General features: G+C 66.5%; 19 protein-coding genes. 5 read left to right on the top strand and 14 right to left on the bottom strand.

Annotation, left to right across the window (positions count from 1 at the left end; genetic code table 11):
- Positions 1-771: 771 nt before the first annotated feature.
- Positions 772-1,701: an SDR family NAD(P)-dependent oxidoreductase gene (locus AX692_RS17330; protein ID WP_073973196.1), complete on the bottom strand. Its 930-nt coding sequence runs from the start codon at positions 1,699-1,701 to the stop codon at positions 772-774.
- A 124-nt stretch (positions 1,702-1,825) separates the two neighbouring features.
- Positions 1,826-2,521, bottom strand: a complete 696-nt coding sequence (locus AX692_RS17325) for an HAD-IA family hydrolase (RefSeq protein WP_073973195.1) — start codon at positions 2,519-2,521, stop codon at positions 1,826-1,828.
- 91 nt (positions 2,522-2,612) lie between these two features.
- On the opposite strand from AX692_RS17325, the gene glmU reads away from it, so the two are divergent.
- Genes glmU through AX692_RS17310 form a run of 3 tightly spaced genes read left to right on the top strand, consistent with a single transcriptional unit; the run spans position 2,613 to position 4,497 of the window.
- Positions 2,613-3,983, top strand: coding sequence for a bifunctional UDP-N-acetylglucosamine diphosphorylase/glucosamine-1-phosphate N-acetyltransferase GlmU (gene glmU / locus AX692_RS17320; protein WP_073973194.1), 1,371 nt, complete (start codon positions 2,613-2,615; stop codon positions 3,981-3,983).
- Positions 3,980-4,225: a hypothetical protein gene (locus AX692_RS17315; protein ID WP_073973193.1), complete on the top strand. Its 246-nt coding sequence runs from the start codon at positions 3,980-3,982 to the stop codon at positions 4,223-4,225. Before glmU ends, AX692_RS17315 begins: the two co-directional genes overlap by 4 nt.
- Positions 4,222-4,497 (top strand): HNH endonuclease, encoded by a 276-nt coding sequence (locus AX692_RS17310; protein ID WP_073973192.1) that lies wholly within the window; start codon positions 4,222-4,224, stop codon positions 4,495-4,497. The genes AX692_RS17315 and AX692_RS17310 overlap by 4 nt, the downstream gene beginning before the upstream one ends.
- A gap of 9 nt (positions 4,498-4,506) precedes the next feature.
- On the opposite strand, the gene AX692_RS17305 is transcribed toward AX692_RS17310, so the two are convergent.
- The 11 genes from AX692_RS17305 to AX692_RS17255 form a co-directional block, all read right to left on the bottom strand.
- Positions 4,507-4,752, bottom strand: a complete 246-nt coding sequence (locus tag AX692_RS17305; RefSeq protein WP_073973191.1) for a DUF1153 domain-containing protein — start codon at positions 4,750-4,752, stop codon at positions 4,507-4,509.
- Between the two features lie 244 nt (positions 4,753-4,996).
- Positions 4,997-7,087, bottom strand: coding sequence for a prolyl oligopeptidase family serine peptidase (locus AX692_RS17300; protein ID WP_073973190.1), 2,091 nt, complete (start codon positions 7,085-7,087; stop codon positions 4,997-4,999).
- Positions 7,088-7,223: 136 nt separating this feature from the next.
- Complete coding sequence (locus tag AX692_RS17295) at positions 7,224-8,702, bottom strand: ArnT family glycosyltransferase (protein WP_196490088.1); 1,479 nt, start codon at positions 8,700-8,702, stop codon at positions 7,224-7,226.
- Positions 8,703-8,812: 110 nt separating this feature from the next.
- The gene (locus AX692_RS17290; protein WP_073973188.1) at positions 8,813-9,070 is read right to left on the bottom strand and encodes an ATP synthase F1 subunit epsilon; all 258 of its coding nucleotides are present in this window, start codon (positions 9,068-9,070) and stop codon (positions 8,813-8,815) included.
- Positions 9,071-9,072: 2 nt separating this feature from the next.
- Entirely contained in the window at positions 9,073-9,588 is a 516-nt protein-coding gene (locus AX692_RS17285) for a hypothetical protein (protein ID WP_155644988.1), read from the bottom strand.
- Between the two features lie 4 nt (positions 9,589-9,592).
- Positions 9,593-11,047 (bottom strand): F0F1 ATP synthase subunit beta, encoded by a 1,455-nt coding sequence (gene atpD / locus AX692_RS17280; protein ID WP_073973186.1) that lies wholly within the window; start codon positions 11,045-11,047, stop codon positions 9,593-9,595.
- 20 nt (positions 11,048-11,067) lie between these two features.
- Positions 11,068-11,937 carry a F0F1 ATP synthase subunit gamma gene (locus AX692_RS17275; RefSeq protein WP_073973185.1) on the bottom strand — a complete coding sequence of 290 codons (870 nt, stop codon included), beginning with the start codon at positions 11,935-11,937 and terminating at the stop codon, positions 11,068-11,070.
- 12 nt (positions 11,938-11,949) lie between these two features.
- Positions 11,950-13,479, bottom strand: a complete 1,530-nt coding sequence (gene atpA, locus AX692_RS17270; protein WP_073973184.1) for a F0F1 ATP synthase subunit alpha — start codon at positions 13,477-13,479, stop codon at positions 11,950-11,952.
- A gap of 11 nt (positions 13,480-13,490) precedes the next feature.
- A complete protein-coding gene (locus tag AX692_RS17265; protein ID WP_073973183.1) occupies positions 13,491-14,045 on the bottom strand; it encodes a F0F1 ATP synthase subunit delta in 555 nt (184 codons plus the stop codon).
- A gap of 160 nt (positions 14,046-14,205) precedes the next feature.
- Entirely contained in the window at positions 14,206-14,736 is a 531-nt protein-coding gene (locus AX692_RS17260) for a hypothetical protein (RefSeq protein WP_073973182.1), read from the bottom strand.
- A complete protein-coding gene (locus tag AX692_RS17255; RefSeq protein ID WP_081095425.1) occupies positions 14,733-16,328 on the bottom strand; it encodes a S1 family peptidase in 1,596 nt (531 codons plus the stop codon). Before AX692_RS17255 ends, AX692_RS17260 begins: the two co-directional genes overlap by 4 nt.
- An 81-nt stretch (positions 16,329-16,409) precedes the next feature.
- On the opposite strand from AX692_RS17255, the gene AX692_RS17250 reads away from it, so the two are divergent.
- Together AX692_RS17250 and AX692_RS17245 are read left to right on the top strand one after the other, a co-directional pair.
- Positions 16,410-17,072, top strand: a complete 663-nt coding sequence (locus AX692_RS17250) for a hypothetical protein (RefSeq protein WP_073973181.1) — start codon at positions 16,410-16,412, stop codon at positions 17,070-17,072.
- A 183-nt stretch (positions 17,073-17,255) separates the two neighbouring features.
- Positions 17,256-18,314 carry a methylated-DNA--[protein]-cysteine S-methyltransferase gene (locus AX692_RS17245; protein ID WP_073973180.1) on the top strand — a complete coding sequence of 353 codons (1,059 nt, stop codon included), beginning with the start codon at positions 17,256-17,258 and terminating at the stop codon, positions 18,312-18,314.
- Here the strand turns inward: AX692_RS17245 and AX692_RS17240 are convergent.
- Entirely contained in the window at positions 18,306-18,560 is a 255-nt protein-coding gene (locus AX692_RS17240) for a hypothetical protein (protein ID WP_155644989.1), read from the bottom strand. The genes AX692_RS17245 and AX692_RS17240 overlap by 9 nt on opposite strands.
- Between the last annotated feature and the right edge of the window lie 69 nt (positions 18,561-18,629).

Raw genomic sequence — 18,629 nt, 5'->3', positions numbered from 1 at the left:
CAGCGCTAGCAGAGCATCAAGGACGTCTTTCTCTCCCGTCGCGCCCTGAGGGAACGCACATGCAAGTTGACCGTCCGCACCATACATGAGCCACCATACGTCTGCACCCCAAGGGCCAGTATCGTTCGTTGCAACGACAACGGATTCAAGGTTTTCGCGAGGTAAATAGACTGTCTTACCGGTTTGGTCGGTCGCGCGAAATCCGATCTCATCGACGGAGACGTTCCACAAGCATTCCGGATATAGGCCCTTGGGTCTTCTCAGTCGATCAAGGAGCGAACTCAGCCAGCGCATGGTGGTTCGATAACACAACCACTTAATGTCTGGAACGGGGTCGTCTTCAGAACGTCCGCTTATGGCCAGGATGAGGCTGAAGCCGCCATCCCCTCACCCGTCGCCCCGGACTTGATCCGGGGTTTGGCTCTTCTTCATCTGTTCGCGGAGGGAAGGCAGCCAAGCCCCGTGTCGAGCACGGGGTGACGAGTGGGGGACGGGGCGCGGCATTTCCTACAGGCTTGCCATCCGATACGATCCGCCTCCGCTCTTTCCCATCGTTGTGCCCGGCCTGCGAGGCCGTTGGATCGCCGGGGCGCGAAACAAGACCCCGCTCCCCTGTCCGTCCGCTTCGTGAAAGTGGGCGCAGGCACCTGGAACGATTGAGGTATTCGCGAACGAGCAAAGCGGACACGGTGTCCGCTTTGTCCGCCTGAAAGAGAGAGGCCCGCCCCCTCGCGGGGACGGGCCTCCTCAATTCCGTCGCTGAATGCCGGATCAGCCGCGCGCGCTCGACGGCCCGGTGCCGGTGACCTGCTGCATCGCGCGCAGGATGTTGCCCGATTGCTCGCTGCCCGATTGCGGGGCGATGAGGTTGGTGAAGGACGAGATCTCCTCCCACCGCGCGGCGAAACCTTCGAGGGTGCGCTCGCCTTCCGGCAGCCACACGGCGTCGTTCATCACGGTCCACGAGGAGTGATAGCCGCCCGCACCCGCGCCGACGATGGCGTTGGTCGGCGCGTCCTCGGAGACGAGGAACAGCGCGGCCGGGACCACGTTCTCGGGCGCGAAGAGCTTGAAGGCTTCCTCGGGGAAGAGGTCCTCGGTCATGCGGGTGCCCGCGACCGGCGAGAGCGTGTTGACGCGCACGTTGTACTTCGCGCCCTCGAGCGCCAGCGTCTTGGTGAGGCCGGCAAGGCCGAGCTTGGCGGCGCCGTAGTTGGCCTGGCCGAAATTGCCGAACAGGCCGGTAGAGGAGGCGGTCATCAGGATGCGGCCATAGCCCTGCTCGCGCATGGTTTCCCACGCGGCCTTGGTGGCGAAGGCCGAGCCGGTGAGGTGAACCTTCACCACGAACTCGAAGTCGGCCGGCTCCATCTTGGCAAAGGTCTTGTCGCGCAGCACGCCGGCGTTGTTGATCAGCACATGGACGCCGCCCCACTTCTGCTTGGCGTCGGCGATCATCTTTTCCATCTGCTCGAATTCGGTGACCGACGCGCCGTTGGCGATCGCCTCGCCGCCCATCGCCTCGATCTCGGCGACAACCTGCGCCGCGGCGTCCGAGGTGCCGGTGCCGTCGCGCGAACCCCCGAGGTCGTTGACAACGACCTTCGCGCCGCGACGGGCGAGTTCGAGCGCATAGGCCTTGCCGAGCCCGCCGCCCGCACCGGTGACGATGGCAACCTTGTCCTTGAAGCTGATGGTCATGGGTGTTCTCCTGTCCAATAGTGCGGCGCGCTTTACGCCTGCGTAAACCGATATGCGGCGCGCTGCGTGGCACTTTCGCGCCGCCCATGCAACCACCGAACTGACAGCGGCCCGTGCCGTAGGGTCAGGCGGTGCGGGCAAGGCCCTCCAGTGCCGGGATCAGCCCCGCGAACGAATCGATCACTGCGTCCGCGCCCATCCGTTCCACCGGGGCATCGCAATAGCCGTAGGCGGCTGCAACAAAGGGGACGCCCGCGTCTTTCGCAGCACGCGCGTCATAGGTGGAATCGCCGATGAAGACGAAAGAGCCGCCCCCCAGCACCGCGCGCGCCTTGAGCACGGGGGCAGGGTCAGGCTTGGCGAGGAACTGGCCGCCGGGCCCCTTGCCCATGGAGTCGCCGCCGATCACGGTCTCGAAGGCATCGATCAGATCGAGCCGGGTCAGGACATTGCGGGCGAAGGCCTCGAACTTGTTGGTGACGACCGCCATCCTGATCCCACGCGCAGCCAGTGCCGCCAGCACCTCGCGGACGCCGGGGTAGGGGACGGTGTGGACGGCGTTGTTCGCTTCGTAGAACGCCAGCATCGCCTTGTAGAGCCGCTTGAACTCGGCCTCGGGCAGCCCCCCTTGCGCCTCGACCGCGCGGGCGAGCATGATCTTCGCGCCGCCGCCGATCAGGTCTTTCGAGGTCTCGACCGACACCTCGGAAAAGCCCCCCAGCACCAGCGCATGGTTCACCGCCGCGCCAAGATCGCGGAAGGTGTCGAGCAGCGTGCCGTCAAGGTCGAAGCCGATGGCGCCGAAAGGGATGTCGGTCATGGTCTCTCCAGAAGTGGGGCGCGGGGTGGCCCAACCTACTTCAATCTGCAAGCATTTGCTGGCAAGCGCGCCTTTCCCTAAGGACAGGCACATGACCACCACGACCAACCCCTTCGCCGCTATCATCCTTGCCGCCGGCAAGGGCACCCGGATGAAGAGCGACACGCACAAGGTGCTCCACAAGATTGCCGGGCGCGCGATGCTCGATCACCTGATGGCGAGCGTCGCCGAGTTGGGCCCGGAGCGGACTGCGGTGGTGGTCGGCGCGGGGCGCGAGCAGATCGAGGCGGCGGTGGGCACGCGCGCGGCGACCTGCCTGCAGGAGCCGCAGCTCGGCACCGGCCACGCGGTGCAGCAGGCAGAGGCAGCGCTGTCAGGCTTCGAGGGCGACGTGCTGGTGCTCTACGGCGACGTGCCTTTCGTCAAGGCCGCGACGATGCGCGCGATGCTCGAGCGGCTGCATGGCGAGGACGCCCCGGCTGCGGTGGTGCTCGGCTTCGAGCCGGACGATCCGCTTGCCTATGGCCGGGTGATCGCCGACGACGCGGGCACGATCCTCAAGATGGTGGAATTCAAGGACGCCGATGAAGGCGAGCGCGCCTGCCGGCTGTGCAATTCGGGGCTGCTCGCGGCGCGCAGCGGTGACCTGTTCGGCCTGCTGGCGCGGGTCGGCAACGACAATGCCCAGGGCGAATACTACCTCCCCGACATCGTCAACATCGCCATCGCCGATGGTCGTCCCTGCGCGGTGATCGTGGCACAGAGCGCCGACGAGGTGGCCGGCATCAACTCGCGCGCCGAACTCGCCGCTGCCGAGAGCCGCTGGCAGGCCGCCCGGCGCCTGCGCGCCATGGACGAGGGCGCGACCCTGATCGCGCCCGACACGGTGTTCTTCGCCTTCGACACCGAGCTCGGCCGGGACGTCACGATCGAGCCCAATGTCTTCTTCGGCCCCGGCGTGAAGGTCGCCGACCAGGTGCTGATCCGCGCCAATAGTCACATCGAAGGCGCGAGCCTTGCCAGCGGCGTCAAGGTCGGCCCCTTCGCGCGGCTGCGCCCCGGCGCGGTGCTGGAGGAGGACAGCTTCGTCGGCAATTTCGTCGAGGTGAAGAACGCCGTGCTGCACCAGGGCGCCAAGGCGAGCCACCTCACCTACCTGGGCGATGCCACCATCGGCGCGGGCGCCAACATCGGGGCGGGGACGATCACCTGCAATTATGACGGCTACTTCAAGTACAAGACCGTGATCGGGCCGGGCGCGTTTATCGGCTCGAACTCGGCGCTGGTCGCCCCCGTCACCATCGGCGCTGACGCGATCGTCGCGGCAGGCTCGACCGTCAGCCGCGATGTTGCTCCGGGCGAGCTCAGGATGGTGCGCGCCGAGCAGCTCGTGAAGGACGGCTGGGCGGATCGGTTCCACGATGCGATGAAGAAGAAGAAGGCGGCGGAGAAGAAGGGGTGAGGCTGCTGCGCGCCGTTATCGAGACAGGCGCGTTGCTGCTCGCGCTGGTCTGCCTCGCGCCCTACATTCCCGACAAAACGCCTCATGAGCATCAGTTCGGTGCCGTTCAGATCATCGGCACCGCTCTGTTCGCGGCCAGTCGCGCGCTGCGCTGGGAGCAGCGCCGGTGGATCGCGCTCCCCGAAACGGCAGGCTACGCGGCGGTCGCCTATGTGCTCCAGTGGAGCTACAACATGCTATGAGTGACGATCCCCAAACCCTCACCTGCTGGCTCTGCGAGCGCCCCCTGGGCGAGATCGTCCAGTGGCATCACCCGGTGCCCAAGTCCAAGAAGGGCAAGATCAAGGTGCCGATCCACCCGATCTGTCACAAGACGATCCACGCCAACTTCACCAACAACGAGCTGGCGCGCATCGGCGAGGATGCCGAGGCGATCCGCAGCAATCCCGCCATCGCCAAATTCGTCGCCTGGATCGCCAACAAGCCCGCCGATTTCGACGCACCGACGCGTTAGGCGCGAGCCTCAGGCGTCATGCTCGATCCGGGCGTCGTCTCCGCTGGTCGCGAGGTAGTCCGCCTCCCATTGCTCGAACTCGGTGCGGCTCAGCAGGTAACGGGTCCGCGCCTCGTGGAAGCTGATCGTCCGCTCGCGCACTGCGCGCACGACCTCGTCCTTTCGCGCCTTCGACCAGTGGACGCGGTGGTGCTTGGGTAGCTGGTTGTAGCTCTTGATCGCATCGGCGATCGAGATGTTCCGGTCATAGGCCATCGGTGATGCTCCTCGTCGTTACGTCATCGCCCCCGATGGCCCGAGTGTTGACGCGTGGGCCTAACGAGACCTTGCCGGTGATGGTTAGCGAGGCGTTGATGAAACGCTCCGTGCCGTGCGCGCGACGAACCGAAGACGGAGTGTCGGGAAGGCTTACAGCGAGCCTCCTTCTCGCCGGGGTTAACGCGAAAAGGGGCGACTCCACCCGCGTGGAGCCGCCCCTTTCGTGGCCGCGAGGGCTCGCCTACTTGGCGGGCCGATCGTCCATCAGGCGCTTCATCAGGTAGATGAACTGGAGCGCCTGGAGCTTGGCGCGCTGGTCGTTGTCGACCCCGCCCGAGTGGCCGCCGGTGGTATCCTCGAAGTAGTAATAGGGCTGGCCGAGCGCCTTCAATTTCGCCGCCCCCTTGCGCGCATGGGCGGGGTGGGTGCGGTCATCGGCAGTCGAGGCCCACAGGAAAGGCTCGGGGTATTCGACGCCCGCGACGATCTTCTGGTAGGGCGAATAGCCCTCGATCCAGGCGCGCTGTTCGGGGATGCGCGGATCGCCATATTCGCCGATCCACGATGCTCCGCGCCCGATCAGGTGATAGCGCAGCATGTCGAACAGCGGGATCTGCACGATCGCCGCGCCGAACAGGTCGGGGCGCTGGGTGAAGGCGGTGCCCACCAGCAGCCCGCCCTGCGAGCCGCCCTGGATGCCGAGGTGCTCGGGCTTGGTGAAGCCGCGCTTCACCAGATCATCGGCCACAGCGATGAAGTCATCCCATGTGCGCTGCTTGTTCTCGCGGATCGCGGTCTGGTGCCATTGCGGCCCGAACTCCCCGCCGCCGCGCATGTTGGCGAGCACATAGGCGCCGCCCTTCTCGACCCACAGCTTGCCGGTCGAGCCGAGATAGGCCGGCAGGCGCGGCACCTGGAAGCCGCCGTAGCCGGTCAGCAGCGTCGCGGTGCTGCCATCGGCCTTCATCCCCTTGGGCTTGACGATGAAGTAGGGGATCTTCGTCCCGTCCTTGCTGACCGCCTCGTACTGCTCGACCGTGGCGCCCGCCGGGTCGAAATAGGACGGCGAGGTCTTGATCACCGTCGGTGCAGCCGTGCCGTCGGTGTAGTAGAGCGTCGTCGGCTCGAGGAAGCCGCTCACCGTGTACATGATCTGGTCGCTGTCGTCCGAGGAGGCGGCGATGCCGATCGTGGCGTTGTCGGGCAGGGCGACCGGCTGGCTGGTCCAGCGCCCGTCATCGAAGTTGAACTTCAGCACCTTGCCCACGACATTGTCGAGCAGCGCGACATAGAGCCCGCCCGCGGTGACGGTGCTGCCCTGCTTGGTCTGGCGGTAGCCCGGCGCCCACACCAGCGCCTTCCTGGCGCCGTTGGGGTTGGCCTTCCACTCCTCCAGATCGACCGCCACGAGGCTGTCGGCAGGGAAGGTCTGATCGCCGACGGTCCAGTCGACGTCGGGCGAGAACAGCATGTGTCCGTCGACGATGCCGACCGGGTTGGCCTTGGCCGGCACATCGAGCTTGAGCCACTGGCCGTCCGACCACACGTACCACAGCCGTTCGTGAAAGCTGATCCCGCGATAGGCGATGCGCGCGTGGATGACGTGATCGTTGTCGCGCAGCAGCGCCGCGCCCGAGGAGACGTCCTTGGCATCGCCGCGGAAGATCTCGGGCGCGTCCTCGATCCTGGTGCCGCGCTTCCATTCGCGGGTGGTGAAGGGATATTCGCTCTCGGTGAGGGTGCCTTCGCCGAAGTTGCGGCTGACCAGCAGCGTGTTCTCGTCGACCCACTCGACCCCGCCCTGGCTCTTCTGGTCGAGCACGAAGCCGCCTTCGATGAACTGCTTGGTCCGGGTATCGAATTCGCGCAGGATGGTGGCGTCTTCGCCGCCGTCGCTCAATGCGATCATGCAGCGGTTCAATGCGGGCGGCAGGCAGGTCGAGCCCTGATAGACCCACTCCTTGCCCTCAGCCTTGGCGAGCGCGTCCACATCGAGGATGATCTCCCACTGCGGGTTCGCGGTGCGATAGCTGTCGAGCGTGGTGCGGCGCAGCACGCCCTTGGGGTTCGCCTTGTCCTGCCAGAAATTGTAGAGCCCGTCGGGGCGGAAGCTGACGAAGGGGATGCGGTCGTTGCTGTCGAAGATCGCCAGCGCCTCGGCCTTCAGCTGCGCATAGCGCGGATCGGCCTCGAAGGCGGCCAGCGTGCGGGCGTTTTCCTTGGCGACCCAATCGAGCGCCTCGGGGCTGCGCGCCTCCTCGAGGAAGATGTAGGGATCCTGCTCGGGCCCAGGAATGCCGTCATCGGCAAGGGCAATGGTCGATGTGCTCATGGCAAGGGCCATGGCCAGCGATGATGCGAGTTTCAAGTGGGTCTCTCCCTGAGATGGCTGCTGCACCGGCCGCTCGAGGGCCCGTGCGAAGCGCTAGAATTGCAGGGAGTTGGCGCGCATGCAAGCGCGGGAGCGTTCAGGGCTGGCGGCGCACCCACGCGAAAATGTAGCGGTGGTGGAGTTCTTCCTTCGCGATCAGGCGGTAATCGCGCCGGATCGCCGCATCGACCTGGTCCTTGGCCGCATAGTTCTGCGGGGTGAGCGGCAGGTCGGCGGTGACGATCACCGGCGGGCGGGTGGCCAGAATGCGTCGCACCTCGTCCTCCTGCCGCATCTCCAGCGCGTTCATCTCGAGCGCGTTGTTGAGGTGATCGGGGTAGATCAGCCTGGTCGGCAGGCAGCTATTGGTGAGGCCGTAGAGCGAGGTCGGCCCGTCGAAGACCAGCAGGCACTTACCCGCCTGTGCATCGACATGCGGGGTGATCGCCTCGGCCAGACGGAAAGTTGCCGAACGGTTCTCGTGGCTCACCCAGTACTGGAAGGGCACGATCAGCAGGAACACCGCGACCGGCAGCAGCGCCGCACGGTTGATCCGCTCGCTCGGCTCGCGATGGAACAGCGGCAGGGCGAGCAGCGCCGTCGCCGGAATCAGCGCGGCGAGGTAGTGGCGGTAGACCGTCGCGGGGGGGTAGGCCGTCGCCACCGCCGCCGCCAGCCACATGATCACGAACACGCAATGGCGCGGTAGCCCCTCGCGCCAGATGCGCTGCGCTGCACGGATGCCGAGCCAGCTCAACGACAATTGCAGGCCGAGATAGGCGAGCATCAGCGGGTGGACCCGTCCGGTGGCGGCGGGGAGGCGGTCGAAGAAGGAGACGAAATTGGCAAAGACGTAGGCGTCCCAATGCCCCGCCGCCCAATAGCCCGCGCTGACGAGCGCGGTCGGCAGGACGCCGAGCACGCCGAAACCTGCGGCGAGCGCCGCAAGCCGCCACAGCTTCATGCCGCGCTGCCACTGGCCCCACAGCGCCCACAGGCCGAAGAACAGGCACAGCGGGATCACGGTGTACTTGATCTGGAGCGCGATGCCGCCGATCAGCATGGCTACAACCGCGCGGCCCAGGGCGCGCGGATGCTCAGTGTCGCGCACCAGCACCGCCATCGCGATCAGCAGCGGGATGAAGAACACCTCCGAATTGCCCGAATGCGCGTCGTTGATCGTGCACAGCACCACGTAGAGCGCGGCCCCCGCGGCGGCGGTCATCCGGTCGGCCTGCGCGCGGGCGAGGTGGAAGATCATCACCGCGCCGCCCAGCGTGAAGAGCGCGCCCGCGGTCTGGTAGGCCTCCGAGCCCGGCCCGCCGATCGCGTGGAAGGCCGCGAAGAGCGCGAACAGCCCCCAGGGCTTTCGGTCCCACAGATCGACGAAGGGCACCGCGCCGTGGAGCATCTGGTTGCCGATCAGCGAATAGAGCTGCTCGTCGACATCGGCATTGGGATCGCCGATCCACGCGCCCCGCACGAAGAAGGTGAGCAGCGCGAGCGCCAGCACGATCGCCGCATCGCTGCGCGCCAGCAGCGAAGAGGCCGGGGCGGGGCGGATATCCGAAGACATGAACATGGCCGCGAGGCATGCCACGGACGTGGTTAATTTTCCGCGAGGCCGGATGCAAAAAGGGCGAGCCCTGCGGCCCGCCCTTCAAGCTTTGTCGCGCGGGCGAGGTGTCAGCCCTCGACGTGCTCGGCCAGCACGGTGAGGCCCTTCTCGTTCACCTCGGCGAAGCCGCCGCGCACCTGGATGATCTCAGGGACAGCGCCCTCCTTGGCGAAGACCTGCACCGCGCCGTCGCGGATCGTGCTCATGAAGGGCGCATGGCCCTCGAGCACGCCGAATTCGCCCTCGGTGCCGGGGACGACCACCATGTGGACCTCTTCCGAACGGACGAGCTTGGCGGGGGTGACGAGTTCGAAGTGGAGGGGCATTTTCAGTTCGCCTTCTCGGTATACGACACGGTCAACAAGGGACCATTGGGATTCTTGACGACAGTGAATTGCTCGCGCCGCCGCTTGTCCGGCGAAAGCTTGATCCACACCCCGCCGCTGACGGCTTCCTTCCGGCGATCGACGAGGACGGTGAAGCCGAATGTCTCGATCTGACCGATAATGAAGTCGCCGAACGACAGCGCGCGCTCGCTCGCCAGGCTCACCGCGCAGGAACGGTCTGCGGCCTCGAAATCGACGATTGCCACGCCGTTGGGAAATTCGGCCTGCCAATCCCCCGGACGACCGGGCGAGGTTTTCAGGCCGAAATCAGCCAGACGAACCGCATCCGGAGCGACCTTGCCCGACACAAGCGCCGGGCAGAGGCTGAAGATCGAGTGCAGGGCGCTTTCGTAGGCGTCCTTGGCAGGTGCCGAAACGCTCTGCGCCTGTGCGGTTGCCGCACCAGCAAACGTCGCTGCGCAAAATCCCGCAGACAGCAAGATCGTACGCAGCGCCAATGCCTTACGCCTCTTCGGCCAGCTTCTTGGCCTTCTCGACCGCCTGATCGATGCCGCCGACCATATAGAAGGCGCTCTCGGGCAGGTGGTCGTATTCGCCGTCGACCACCGCCTTGAAGCTCTTCACCGTGTCCTCGAGCTGCACGAAGACGCCCGGGATGTTGGTGAAGACTTCCGCGACGTGGAAGGGCTGGCTGAGGAACTTCTGGATTTTCCGCGCACGGGCGACCGTGAGCTTATCTTCTTCCGAAAGTTCGTCCATCCCGAGGATCGCGATGATGTCCTGAAGCGACTTGTACTTCTGGAGGATCGCCTGGACGCGGCGGGCGGTGTCGTAGTGCTCCTGGCCGACGACGCGCGGTTCGAGCACGCGGCTCGTCGAGTCGAGCGGGTCGACCGCCGGGTAGATGCCGAGCTCCGAGATCGCGCGGCTGAGCGTGGTGGTCGCGTCAAGGTGCGCAAACGAGGTCGCGGGCGCCGGGTCGGTCAAGTCGTCCGCAGGGACGTAGATCGCCTGGACCGAGGTGATCGAGCCCTTGGTGGTCGAGGTGATGCGCTCCTGCAGCTTGCCCATATCGGTCGCCAGCGTCGGCTGGTAACCCACCGCCGAAGGAATACGGCCGAGCAGCGCCGACACTTCCGAACCGGCTTGCGTGAAGCGGAAGATGTTGTCGACGAAGAACAGCACGTCCTGGCCTTCGACGTCGCGGAAATATTCCGCCATGGTCAGGCCCGACAGGGCGACGCGCGCGCGGGCGCCCGGGGGCTCGTTCATCTGGCCGAAGACGAGCGCCACCTTGGAGCCTTCCGAGGTCGCATTGCCCTCGGCATCCTTGGCGATGACGCCCGCGTCGAGGAATTCGTGGTAGAGGTCGTTGCCCTCGCGGGTGCGCTCACCCACGCCCGCGAACACCGACACGCCGCCGTGGCCCTTGGCGATGTTGTTGATGAGCTCCTGGATCAGCACGGTCTTGCCGACGCCCGCACCGCCGAACAGGCCGATCTTGCCGCCCTTGGCGTAGGGCGCGAGGAGGTCGATGACCTTGATGCCGGTGACAAGGATCGCGGCTTCGGTCGACTGGTCGATGAAGGCCGGGGCCTCGGCGTGGATCGGGGCGGTGGTTTCCGCGCCGATGGGGCCGCGCTCGTCGATCGCTTCGCCGACGACGTTCATGATGCGGCCGAGCACCTTCGGACCCACGGGCACGCTGATCTGCGCGCCGGTGTTCACGACTTCGCTGCCGCGGGTCAGGCCCTCGGTCGCGTCCATCGCAATGGTGCGCACGGTGTTCTCGCCGAGGTGCTGGGCGACTTCGAGCACCAGCGTCTTGTCGCCGTTGCGGGTTTCGAGCGCGGTGAGGATCGCGGGCAGTTCACCTTCGAACTGCACGTCGACGACGGCGCCGATGACCTGCGAGATCGTGCCGTTGGTGGTCTGGTTGAGAGCGGCGGTGGCCATTTTTCGTTCCTAGCCTTCGTTTAGAGCGCTTCCGCGCCCGCGATAATTTCGATGAGTTCGGTGGTGATCGCGGCCTGGCGGCTGCGGTTGTACTGGATGGTCAGCTTCTGGATCAGCTCGCCCGCGTTGCGCGTGGCGTTGTCCATCGCGGTCATCGAGGCGCCCTGTTCCGAGGCTTCCCGCTCGAGCAGTGCGCCGAACAGCTGGGTGCGCACGTAGCGCGGCAGCAGTTCCTCGAGGATTTCCTCCTCGCCCGGCTCGTACTGCACCACGGCGTCGGCCACCGGGGCCTCGGCCGGGGCGGGGACGGGGATCAGCTGGGTGACGGTCGGGTCCTGCGCCAGCGCCGACTTGAAGGTCGGGAAGATCAGGTGCGCGACATCAAACTGGCCGGCGTCGAACAGCGCGATCAGCTCATCGGCGATGGCCTCGGCTTCATCGAAGCCCGGGGTCTTGACCACGCTGGTGTCGTAGCCGCCGCCGATCAGGCTCGGGAACTCGCGCTTCAGCGGCGCGCGGCCCTTCTTGCCGACGAGGTAGAATTCCACCGTCTTGCCCTGCGCGATCAGCTCCTTGGCCTTGGCCTTGGCGGCCTTGACGAGGTTCGAGTTCAACCCGCCGCACAGCCCCTTGTCGGTGTTGACCACCACAAGGAGGTGCCGCTGATCCGCGCCGGTGCCCGCCAGCAGCTTGGGCGCGGCAGAGCCCGAGACCTTGCTCGCCAGCGAAGCCATCACCGCGCTGAGGCGCGTGGCATAGGGCCGCCCGGCCTCGGCCGCAGCCTGGGCACGGCGCAGCTTGGCCGCCGCGACCATCTGCTTGGCCTTGGTGATCTTCTGGGTCGACTTGACCGAGTTGATCCGGCCCTTGAGTTCCTTGAGTGAGGGCACGTCAGGGCGTCCTTACGCGAACTGCTTGCCGAAAGCTTCGAGCGCGGCCTTGGTCTTGTCCGCGACTTCGCCTTCGAACTTCTTCGAGCTGCGGATCTCGGCCAGCACCGCGCCGTGTTCGCGGCGCATGAATTCGAGCATCTGCGCCTCGTATTCGTTCACGCGGTTCACCGGGATGCTGTCCAGGAAACCGTTGGTGCCGGCGTAGATCGACACGGTCTGCTCTTCGAAGGGCATCGGCGAGAACTGCTTCTGTTTCAGCAGCTCGGTCAGGCGCGCGCCGCGGTTGAGCAGCTTCTGGGTCGCGGCATCGAGGTCCGAGCCGAACTGCGCGAAGGCCGCCATTTCGCGGTACTGGGCAAGGTCGAGCTTCATCGAGCCCGAAACCTTCTTCATCGCCTTGGTCTGCGCGGCGCCGCCGACGCGGCTCACCGAGAGGCCGACGTTAATGGCGGGACGGATGCCCTGGTAGAACAGGCCAGTTTCGAGGAAGATCTGGCCGTCGGTGATCGAGATCACGTTGGTCGGAATGTAGGCCGACACGTCGCCCGCCTGGGTCTCGATGATCGGCAGCGCGGTCAGCGAACCGTGGCCGTTTTCCTCGTTCATCTTCGCCGCGCGCTCGAGCAGGCGGCTGTGAAGATAGAACACGTCGCCCGGATAGGCTTCGCGGCCCGGCGGGCGGCGCAGCAGCAGCGACATCTGACGGTAGGCGACGGCCTGCTTGGAAAGGTCGTCATAGACGATCACGGCGTGCATGCCGTTATCGCGGAAATATTCGCCCATCGCGCAGCCGGTGTAGGGCGCGAGGTACTGGAGCGGAGCGGGTTCGGAAGCGGTCGCGGCGACGACGATCGAATATTCCATCGCGCCGTTTTCTTCGAGCTGCTTGACGATCTGCGCAACCGTGGAACGCTTCTGGCCGACGGCGACATAGACGCAGTAGAGCTTCTTGCCCTCGTCGTCGCCCTGGTTGGCTTCCTTCTGGTTGATGAAGGTGTCGATGGCGACGGCGGTCTTGCCGGTCTGGCGGTCACCGATGATCAGCTCGCGCTGGCCGCGGCCGACGGGGACCAGCGCGTCGATCGCCTTGAGGCCGGTCTGCACGGGCTCGGAAACGGATTCGCGCGGGATGATGCCGGGCGCCTTCACTTCGACGCGGCTGCGCTTTTCGGCCACAATGGGCCCCTTGCCGTCGATCGGGTTGCCGAGCGCATCGACCACGCGGCCGAGCAGGCCCTTGCCGACCGGCACGTCGACGATGGTGCCGGTGCGCTTGACGACATCGCCTTCCTTGATCTCGGCGTCCGAGCCGAAGATCACGACGCCGACATTGTCGGCTTCGAGGTTGAGCGCCATGCCCTGCACCCCGTTGGCGAATTCCACCATCTCGCCGGCCTGCACCTTGTCGAGGCCGTGGATGCGGGCGATCCCGTCACCCACCGACAGCACGGTGCCGGTTTCGCTGACTTCGGCCTCGGTGCCGAAATTGGCGATCTGGTCCTTGATGACCTTCGAGATTTCTGCGGCGCGGATTTCCATTATCGTGTCCTTTAAGCCTGCATGGCCTTGGCGAGCGAGTTGAGACGGGTGCGGATCGAGGCATCGATGCGCTGCGATCCGATGGTGACGACGAGGCCGCCGAGCAGGTCAGGGTCGACCGCGGCGGTGAGCATGACAGTGCGACCTTCGCGCTGCGTGAGCTTGGTCTTGAGCGCGGCGAGCTGGTCGCCCGACAACGGATGGGCGCTGGTGACAGTCGCGGTCACCTCACCGCGCTGGGCGGCGGCGATCGCCTTGAAGGCGGCGATGATCGCGGGCAGCTTGCCAAGGCGGCGGTTGGCGGCGAGCACGCCGAGGAAATTGGTGGTCAGCGGCGAAAGCTTGAGCTTCTTGGCCACCGCCGCCATCGCGGCACCCTGCGCGGAGCGGGCGAGTTCCGGATTGGTGGTCAGCGCCGCCAGATCCTCCGACTCGGCGAGGGCCGCGCCCAGCGTCTCGAGATCCTTCTCGACCGCGGTCACCTTGCCATTCTCGGCAGCCAGATCGAACAGGGCCGAGGCATAGCGTCCAGCCAGGCTAGCCTTGATACCGGCGGAAATATCCACGCGCTTCGTTTCCTCTCGGAAGGGTCAGAGGGTCTTGCTTGAGCCTTGGCTGCAGGACGAGCGCAAGGGCTGCCCGCAAGGCTGGCGCGCGCCTAGCAATTGATTCCGGTTCCTGCAAGCCGCGTGGGGGAGGATTTGTGCAGGTGCGAAGCGGGGAGGGTCAGCCGCAGCTGCTGGCGCCGGAAACCGGGGCAAGGCGCTCGCCGCGCCTGATACGCTCAATCACATTCTTGAAAGCGGCGTCGGCCCGCTTGGTGGCCCTCTCTCGCGCTGCATCGCTGAGGGTTCCGAATTCGCCCTCGGCGTGGAGGCCTTGCGTCCATGCGATGTCGGCGGCGTCGGCTTCCTCAGGGGTGCAAATGCCGTTGCCGTAGCCGGTGACGATGCATTTCTCACCTGCGTCGGTGACGATGCAATCGAGCTCGGTCGAAATGGGCTCGCAGGCGGTGGCCATTCCGCTGACCTGGAAACCCGCGATCGCGGCCTTGTATTCCTGCCAGCAGGCGTTGCTCGCCCCGTCGCCCACTTCGCGCGCGCAGCGACAGGCCGAGGTGGCGAGGGTTTGCAGATTGGCTAAGTCGGGGCGTGCTGCTTCCGATGCCTCCCAGTCGAAATAGCGCAGCACCATCCGCCCGCCGAGTACCAGCACCAGCAGACCCGCGATCGCCGCGATCCACCGCTTTCGGCTCATTTCCCCGCACCCTTCGCCGCGCAGTTGTACACCAGCCGCTCGTTGGGCCGCTCGGGCAAGCCGGCGATCAGCGCCGATTGCTGCTCGCCCAGAGTCCGCGCCGCATCGGTGATTCCGCAGGACGGGGGCGTGTAGGCGGCGCGGGCCTCGCGTGCGGCGGCAAGCGCCTCCTGCCCCAACAGGTAACGGTCAGTGCGAAGGGTGCGCGTCGCCGGGTCATAGGTGTTGACCGCCACCGCGGCGTCATCCTCGGCGGCGAAGACGCGGGCCCACTCGCCGCCTTGGCCGAGCCCGTATTGCGTGCGCCCGTTGACGCAGCCGTCGGCCGACCATTCGAAGGCGACATCGTCGGTGCGCGCGGTGGTGACGCGGCTGCGTTCGGGGACGAGGGTGCAGATCAGTGCGCCCTCGGCGGCGCCTGATTTCGCGCCCGGGACATCGGATTTGCCGCCCCCTCCCCCAGCCTTCTCGACCGCCGCGGCGACCCGCTCCTCGATCTCGGCAAGGCCCGGACGGGTGAACCACAGGAGCAGCGCCGCCGCCAGCCCGGCCGCCGACAGCGCGCCGAGGGTCCGCACATGCGTGGCTCTCGCCTCGTCGCCGCGCCACACGAAAGCGGCATAGCCTGCGCCGATGCAGGCGAGCAGCGCGATCAGCGCCAGCGCCATGCGGTTCTCGCGCGCCTCGAGCACCTCCATCTGCGCGGCGAGGCGGGCGGTTTCGCGCACCTCGCGCAAGCTCTCCGAGCGCTGTTCCAGCGCCGCGCGGGCCTGGTTCTGCTCGGCCTCGAGGCGCTGGCGCTCCTCGGCATTCAGCTCGTCGATCGAGCGGCAGGGGAGGGCGTTGACCACCGGCTCGACCTTGTTGCTGCGCAGGAACGGCAGCAATTCGCGCAAGGACACCGCAAAGTAGAACTCGCCGTCGCCGCTCTCGGCATCGGCGCTGAAGGAATTGACCCCGATCACCCGTCCGCACGGGTCGAGCAGCGGCCCGCCCGAATTGCCGCGCGCGATGGGCGCGGTGTGGAGGATCGTGTCGAATTGACGGCTGGGCCGCTCGCCCGACAGGAACCCGCGCGACTTGACCGGCGGCTGGGCGCGGAAGATGTCCGCCATGTCGAGGCCCTGGGCGAGGTCGACATTCATCGGATAGCCCACCGCCGAGACCTCGCCGAGATTGCCGGTGTTGCCCCCCGCCAGCGCCAGCGGGGGCAGGCGCAGCGAGCCCCTGGCGATTTCGAGCAGGGCAAGGTCGTTCCTCGGGGACACCGCCACCACCCGGGCGAAGGCCCCGCCGGTGCCCTCGGAGGGGACGATGCCGATGCGCAGCGTATCGTCCTGCAACGCCTCGGCCACCACGTGCGCGTTGGTGACGATCCGGGTGGGGGAGACCGCAAAGCCGGTCCCGTGGCTGACGGGGACGGCCTCGCCGCCCCCTTCCTCGCCGATGATCACCACCCGCACCACGCCGCGCGCCGCGGCATCGACATCGCCCGGATCTGCCGATGCCGGTGTGGCGAGCGTCAGCGCCGCGAGTGACAGCCCCAGAAGCGTCCGCAAGATGATCGTCAGCCGACCAAGCCCTTCAACCATCGAAAAAAGTCCTTGAATCCGTCGCCGCTGGTGCAATGAGTGCCGTTTCGTGCGGTGTATCGAAGCAGAAGGTGAGCGGCAATGATCACGAAACGCAATATCTCGTTAGCGCTGACAGCGCTGGCGCTCGCTGCGACGCCGGGGATTGCCCGCGCCGAGCAGCGCGAGACCTTCAAGGTCGGCGATACGGCCTTCAGCTATGTCCGTCCCGAAGGATTTTGCCTGCCGAGTGGCCCGGATGTCGCGCTGGCCAAGGAGATCGCGGCGCTCGACAAGTCGAGCGTGACCCATGCCAACCTCGATCGTTGCGGCAGCTTCGGTGAGGAATACACGCATATCAAGACGCCGATCCGCAACGAACCGGTGACTATGGCAAAGCCGTTATTCCTTGCCGTGCTTGCGCGGGAGATGCAGAACTCCGGCACGCTGGCGAAAATCGAAACCGCGATGCGCGAGGTCGAAGCGGACATCGCCAAAGGCGTGGGTGAAGAAAATGCGCTGAAGGTCGGAAGCCCTGTATTCGGCGGCCAGGACAAGGATTGCGTCTACATCTTCCTCCTCATTGATGTGCAGTTTGGGGCCGAGAAGAAACAGGGACGGGCCAGTGGATGTCTGACGGTGATCGATCAGCAGCTCTTCTCGGTAAATTCCTATGCGCTGGTCGAAAGCGGCATCACCTTCGAAGCGCTCAAGGAGCGCAGCCGCGCTGTTGCGGTCAGTCTGGCCAAAGTTCCAGCGCCCTGAACACACATTGAGCGCAAGGCCCCGGGCTGCGCCGCGCCAGCGTTTCGCGTACATGCTTTTTTGCCACACCAAGCAAGGGAGTTCTGGCGCGATGATCGACCGGCTCAGGGGCCTCGACCCCGGATATCTCGCCGACCAGCTATCGCCGCATTTCGGCATGCATGGCTGCCGTAACCCCGAGCAATGTTTCACGTGAAACATTTAGAGAACATCTCCGACGAGGAACGCTGGCAGGCGATGCTCGCCAAGGACCGGCGGTTCGACGGGGCTTTCGTTACCGGCGTCCATTCGACCGGCATCTACTGCCGCCCCTCGTGCCCCGCGCGCGCGCCGCATCGCAAGAACGTGCGCTTCTATGCCACCCCCGCCGACGCCGAGGCGGCCGGGCTGAGGGCGTGCAAGCGCTGCTCGCCGGGCAGCCAGAGTGCGGAAGAGGCCTGCGTCCTCGCCGCGATCGCCGCGATCCGCGACCGGGGGGCGATGACTCTGGACGAATTGGCGGAGCTGACAGGTTATACTGCGACGCATTTTCAACGCCTGTTCAAGCGCACAACCGGGCTATCACCAGCGCAATACGCGCGCGCACTGCGACAACAACGTGTGCACGAGGCGCTGACGAGCGGGCGACGGGTGACCGATGCCCTCGCACTGGCGGGCTACAGCGGCCCCGAACAGTTCTATGCGGAAACGAAAGGCAGGATGGGCATGCGCCCGAGCGACTGGACAAGGGGCGGCGCGGGCCGCGTGATCCACTGGACGGTGCTGGCAACCTCGCTCGGCGACATGCTGGTCGCCGCGACTGAGGTGGGCGTGTGCTGCCTGGCTTTCGGAGAGGGCGAGGCGGAATTGCGGGCACGTTTCCCGCGCGCTGAACTCGTGCCCGCAGGCGATACCTTCCGCGACCTCTTCGCGCAGGTGCTGGAGGCGGTTGAGCAACCCGGCCCCGGCAGCGCCGCGATCCCGCTCGACGTCCACGGCACCGCCTTCCAGCAGCGCGTCTGGGAGGAGCTGCGCCGCATCCCTGCGGGCGAGACGCGCTCCTATGGCGAGCTCGCCGCCGCCCTCGGCAGCCCCAAGGCCAGCCGCGCCGTCGGCGGGGCGAACGGGGCGAACCACATCGCGGTGCTGATCCCCTGCCACCGCGTGATCGCCAGCGACGGTACGCTTGGCGGCTATGCCTATGGGCTGGAGATCAAGGCGGAGTTGCTGCGGCGGGAGGGGCGAGACGGCGGATCAGCCTGACGGCTCGCCGCCCGGCGCGAAGGGTTCGGGCGCGGGCGCGTCGCTGCTTTCCTCGGGCTCGTTGGCCTGACCCACGCCCACACCCTCGCCGGGATCCTCGAGCACGATCGGATCCTCGACAGTGCCGTCGCGGCTGCCCGAGGGGTTGAAAAGCACGATCACGAGCACGAAGGCGAGGACGGCGATGGCGGCCACCCAGAACCACTTGGAACGGGAGGAACGGGGCGGTGGTGGGGGACTGGCCATGACGGGCGCCTCGCGTGTTGCTGTGACAGGAGGCAGGCGAACCCAGCGGCGGCGCGCGCGGTTCCGGCA

Source organism: Erythrobacter donghaensis, assembly GCF_001557325.1.
GTDB lineage: Bacteria > Pseudomonadota > Alphaproteobacteria > Sphingomonadales > Sphingomonadaceae > Erythrobacter > Erythrobacter donghaensis_B.
This window is presented reverse-complemented; position numbering and strand designations above follow the sequence as displayed.

Coding starts and splice junctions, on each gene's coding strand:
- AX692_RS17330 (WP_073973196.1), bottom strand. CDS start 1,701: ATGACCATCAGCTTCAAGGACAAGGTTGCCATCGTCACCGGTGCGGGC.
- AX692_RS17325 (WP_073973195.1), bottom strand. CDS start 2,521: ATGACCGACATCCCTTTCGGCGCCATCGGCTTCGACCTTGACGGCACG.
- glmU (WP_073973194.1), top strand. CDS start 2,613: ATGACCACCACGACCAACCCCTTCGCCGCTATCATCCTTGCCGCCGGC.
- AX692_RS17310 (WP_073973192.1), top strand. CDS start 4,222: ATGAGTGACGATCCCCAAACCCTCACCTGCTGGCTCTGCGAGCGCCCC.
- AX692_RS17305 (WP_073973191.1), bottom strand. CDS start 4,752: ATGGCCTATGACCGGAACATCTCGATCGCCGATGCGATCAAGAGCTAC.
- AX692_RS17300 (WP_073973190.1), bottom strand. CDS start 7,087: ATGAGCACATCGACCATTGCCCTTGCCGATGACGGCATTCCTGGGCCC.
- AX692_RS17295 (WP_196490088.1), bottom strand. CDS start 8,702: ATGTCTTCGGATATCCGCCCCGCCCCGGCCTCTTCGCTGCTGGCGCGC.
- AX692_RS17290 (WP_073973188.1), bottom strand. CDS start 9,070: ATGCCCCTCCACTTCGAACTCGTCACCCCCGCCAAGCTCGTCCGTTCG.
- atpD (WP_073973186.1), bottom strand. CDS start 11,047: ATGGCCACCGCCGCTCTCAACCAGACCACCAACGGCACGATCTCGCAG.
- atpA (WP_073973184.1), bottom strand. CDS start 13,479: ATGGAAATCCGCGCCGCAGAAATCTCGAAGGTCATCAAGGACCAGATC.
- AX692_RS17260 (WP_073973182.1), bottom strand. CDS start 14,736: ATGAGCCGAAAGCGGTGGATCGCGGCGATCGCGGGTCTGCTGGTGCTG.
- AX692_RS17255 (WP_081095425.1), bottom strand. CDS start 16,328: ATGGTTGAAGGGCTTGGTCGGCTGACGATCATCTTGCGGACGCTTCTG.
- AX692_RS17250 (WP_073973181.1), top strand. CDS start 16,410: ATGATCACGAAACGCAATATCTCGTTAGCGCTGACAGCGCTGGCGCTC.
- AX692_RS17245 (WP_073973180.1), top strand. CDS start 17,256: ATGTTTCACGTGAAACATTTAGAGAACATCTCCGACGAGGAACGCTGG.
- AX692_RS17240 (WP_155644989.1), bottom strand. CDS start 18,560: ATGGCCAGTCCCCCACCACCGCCCCGTTCCTCCCGTTCCAAGTGGTTC.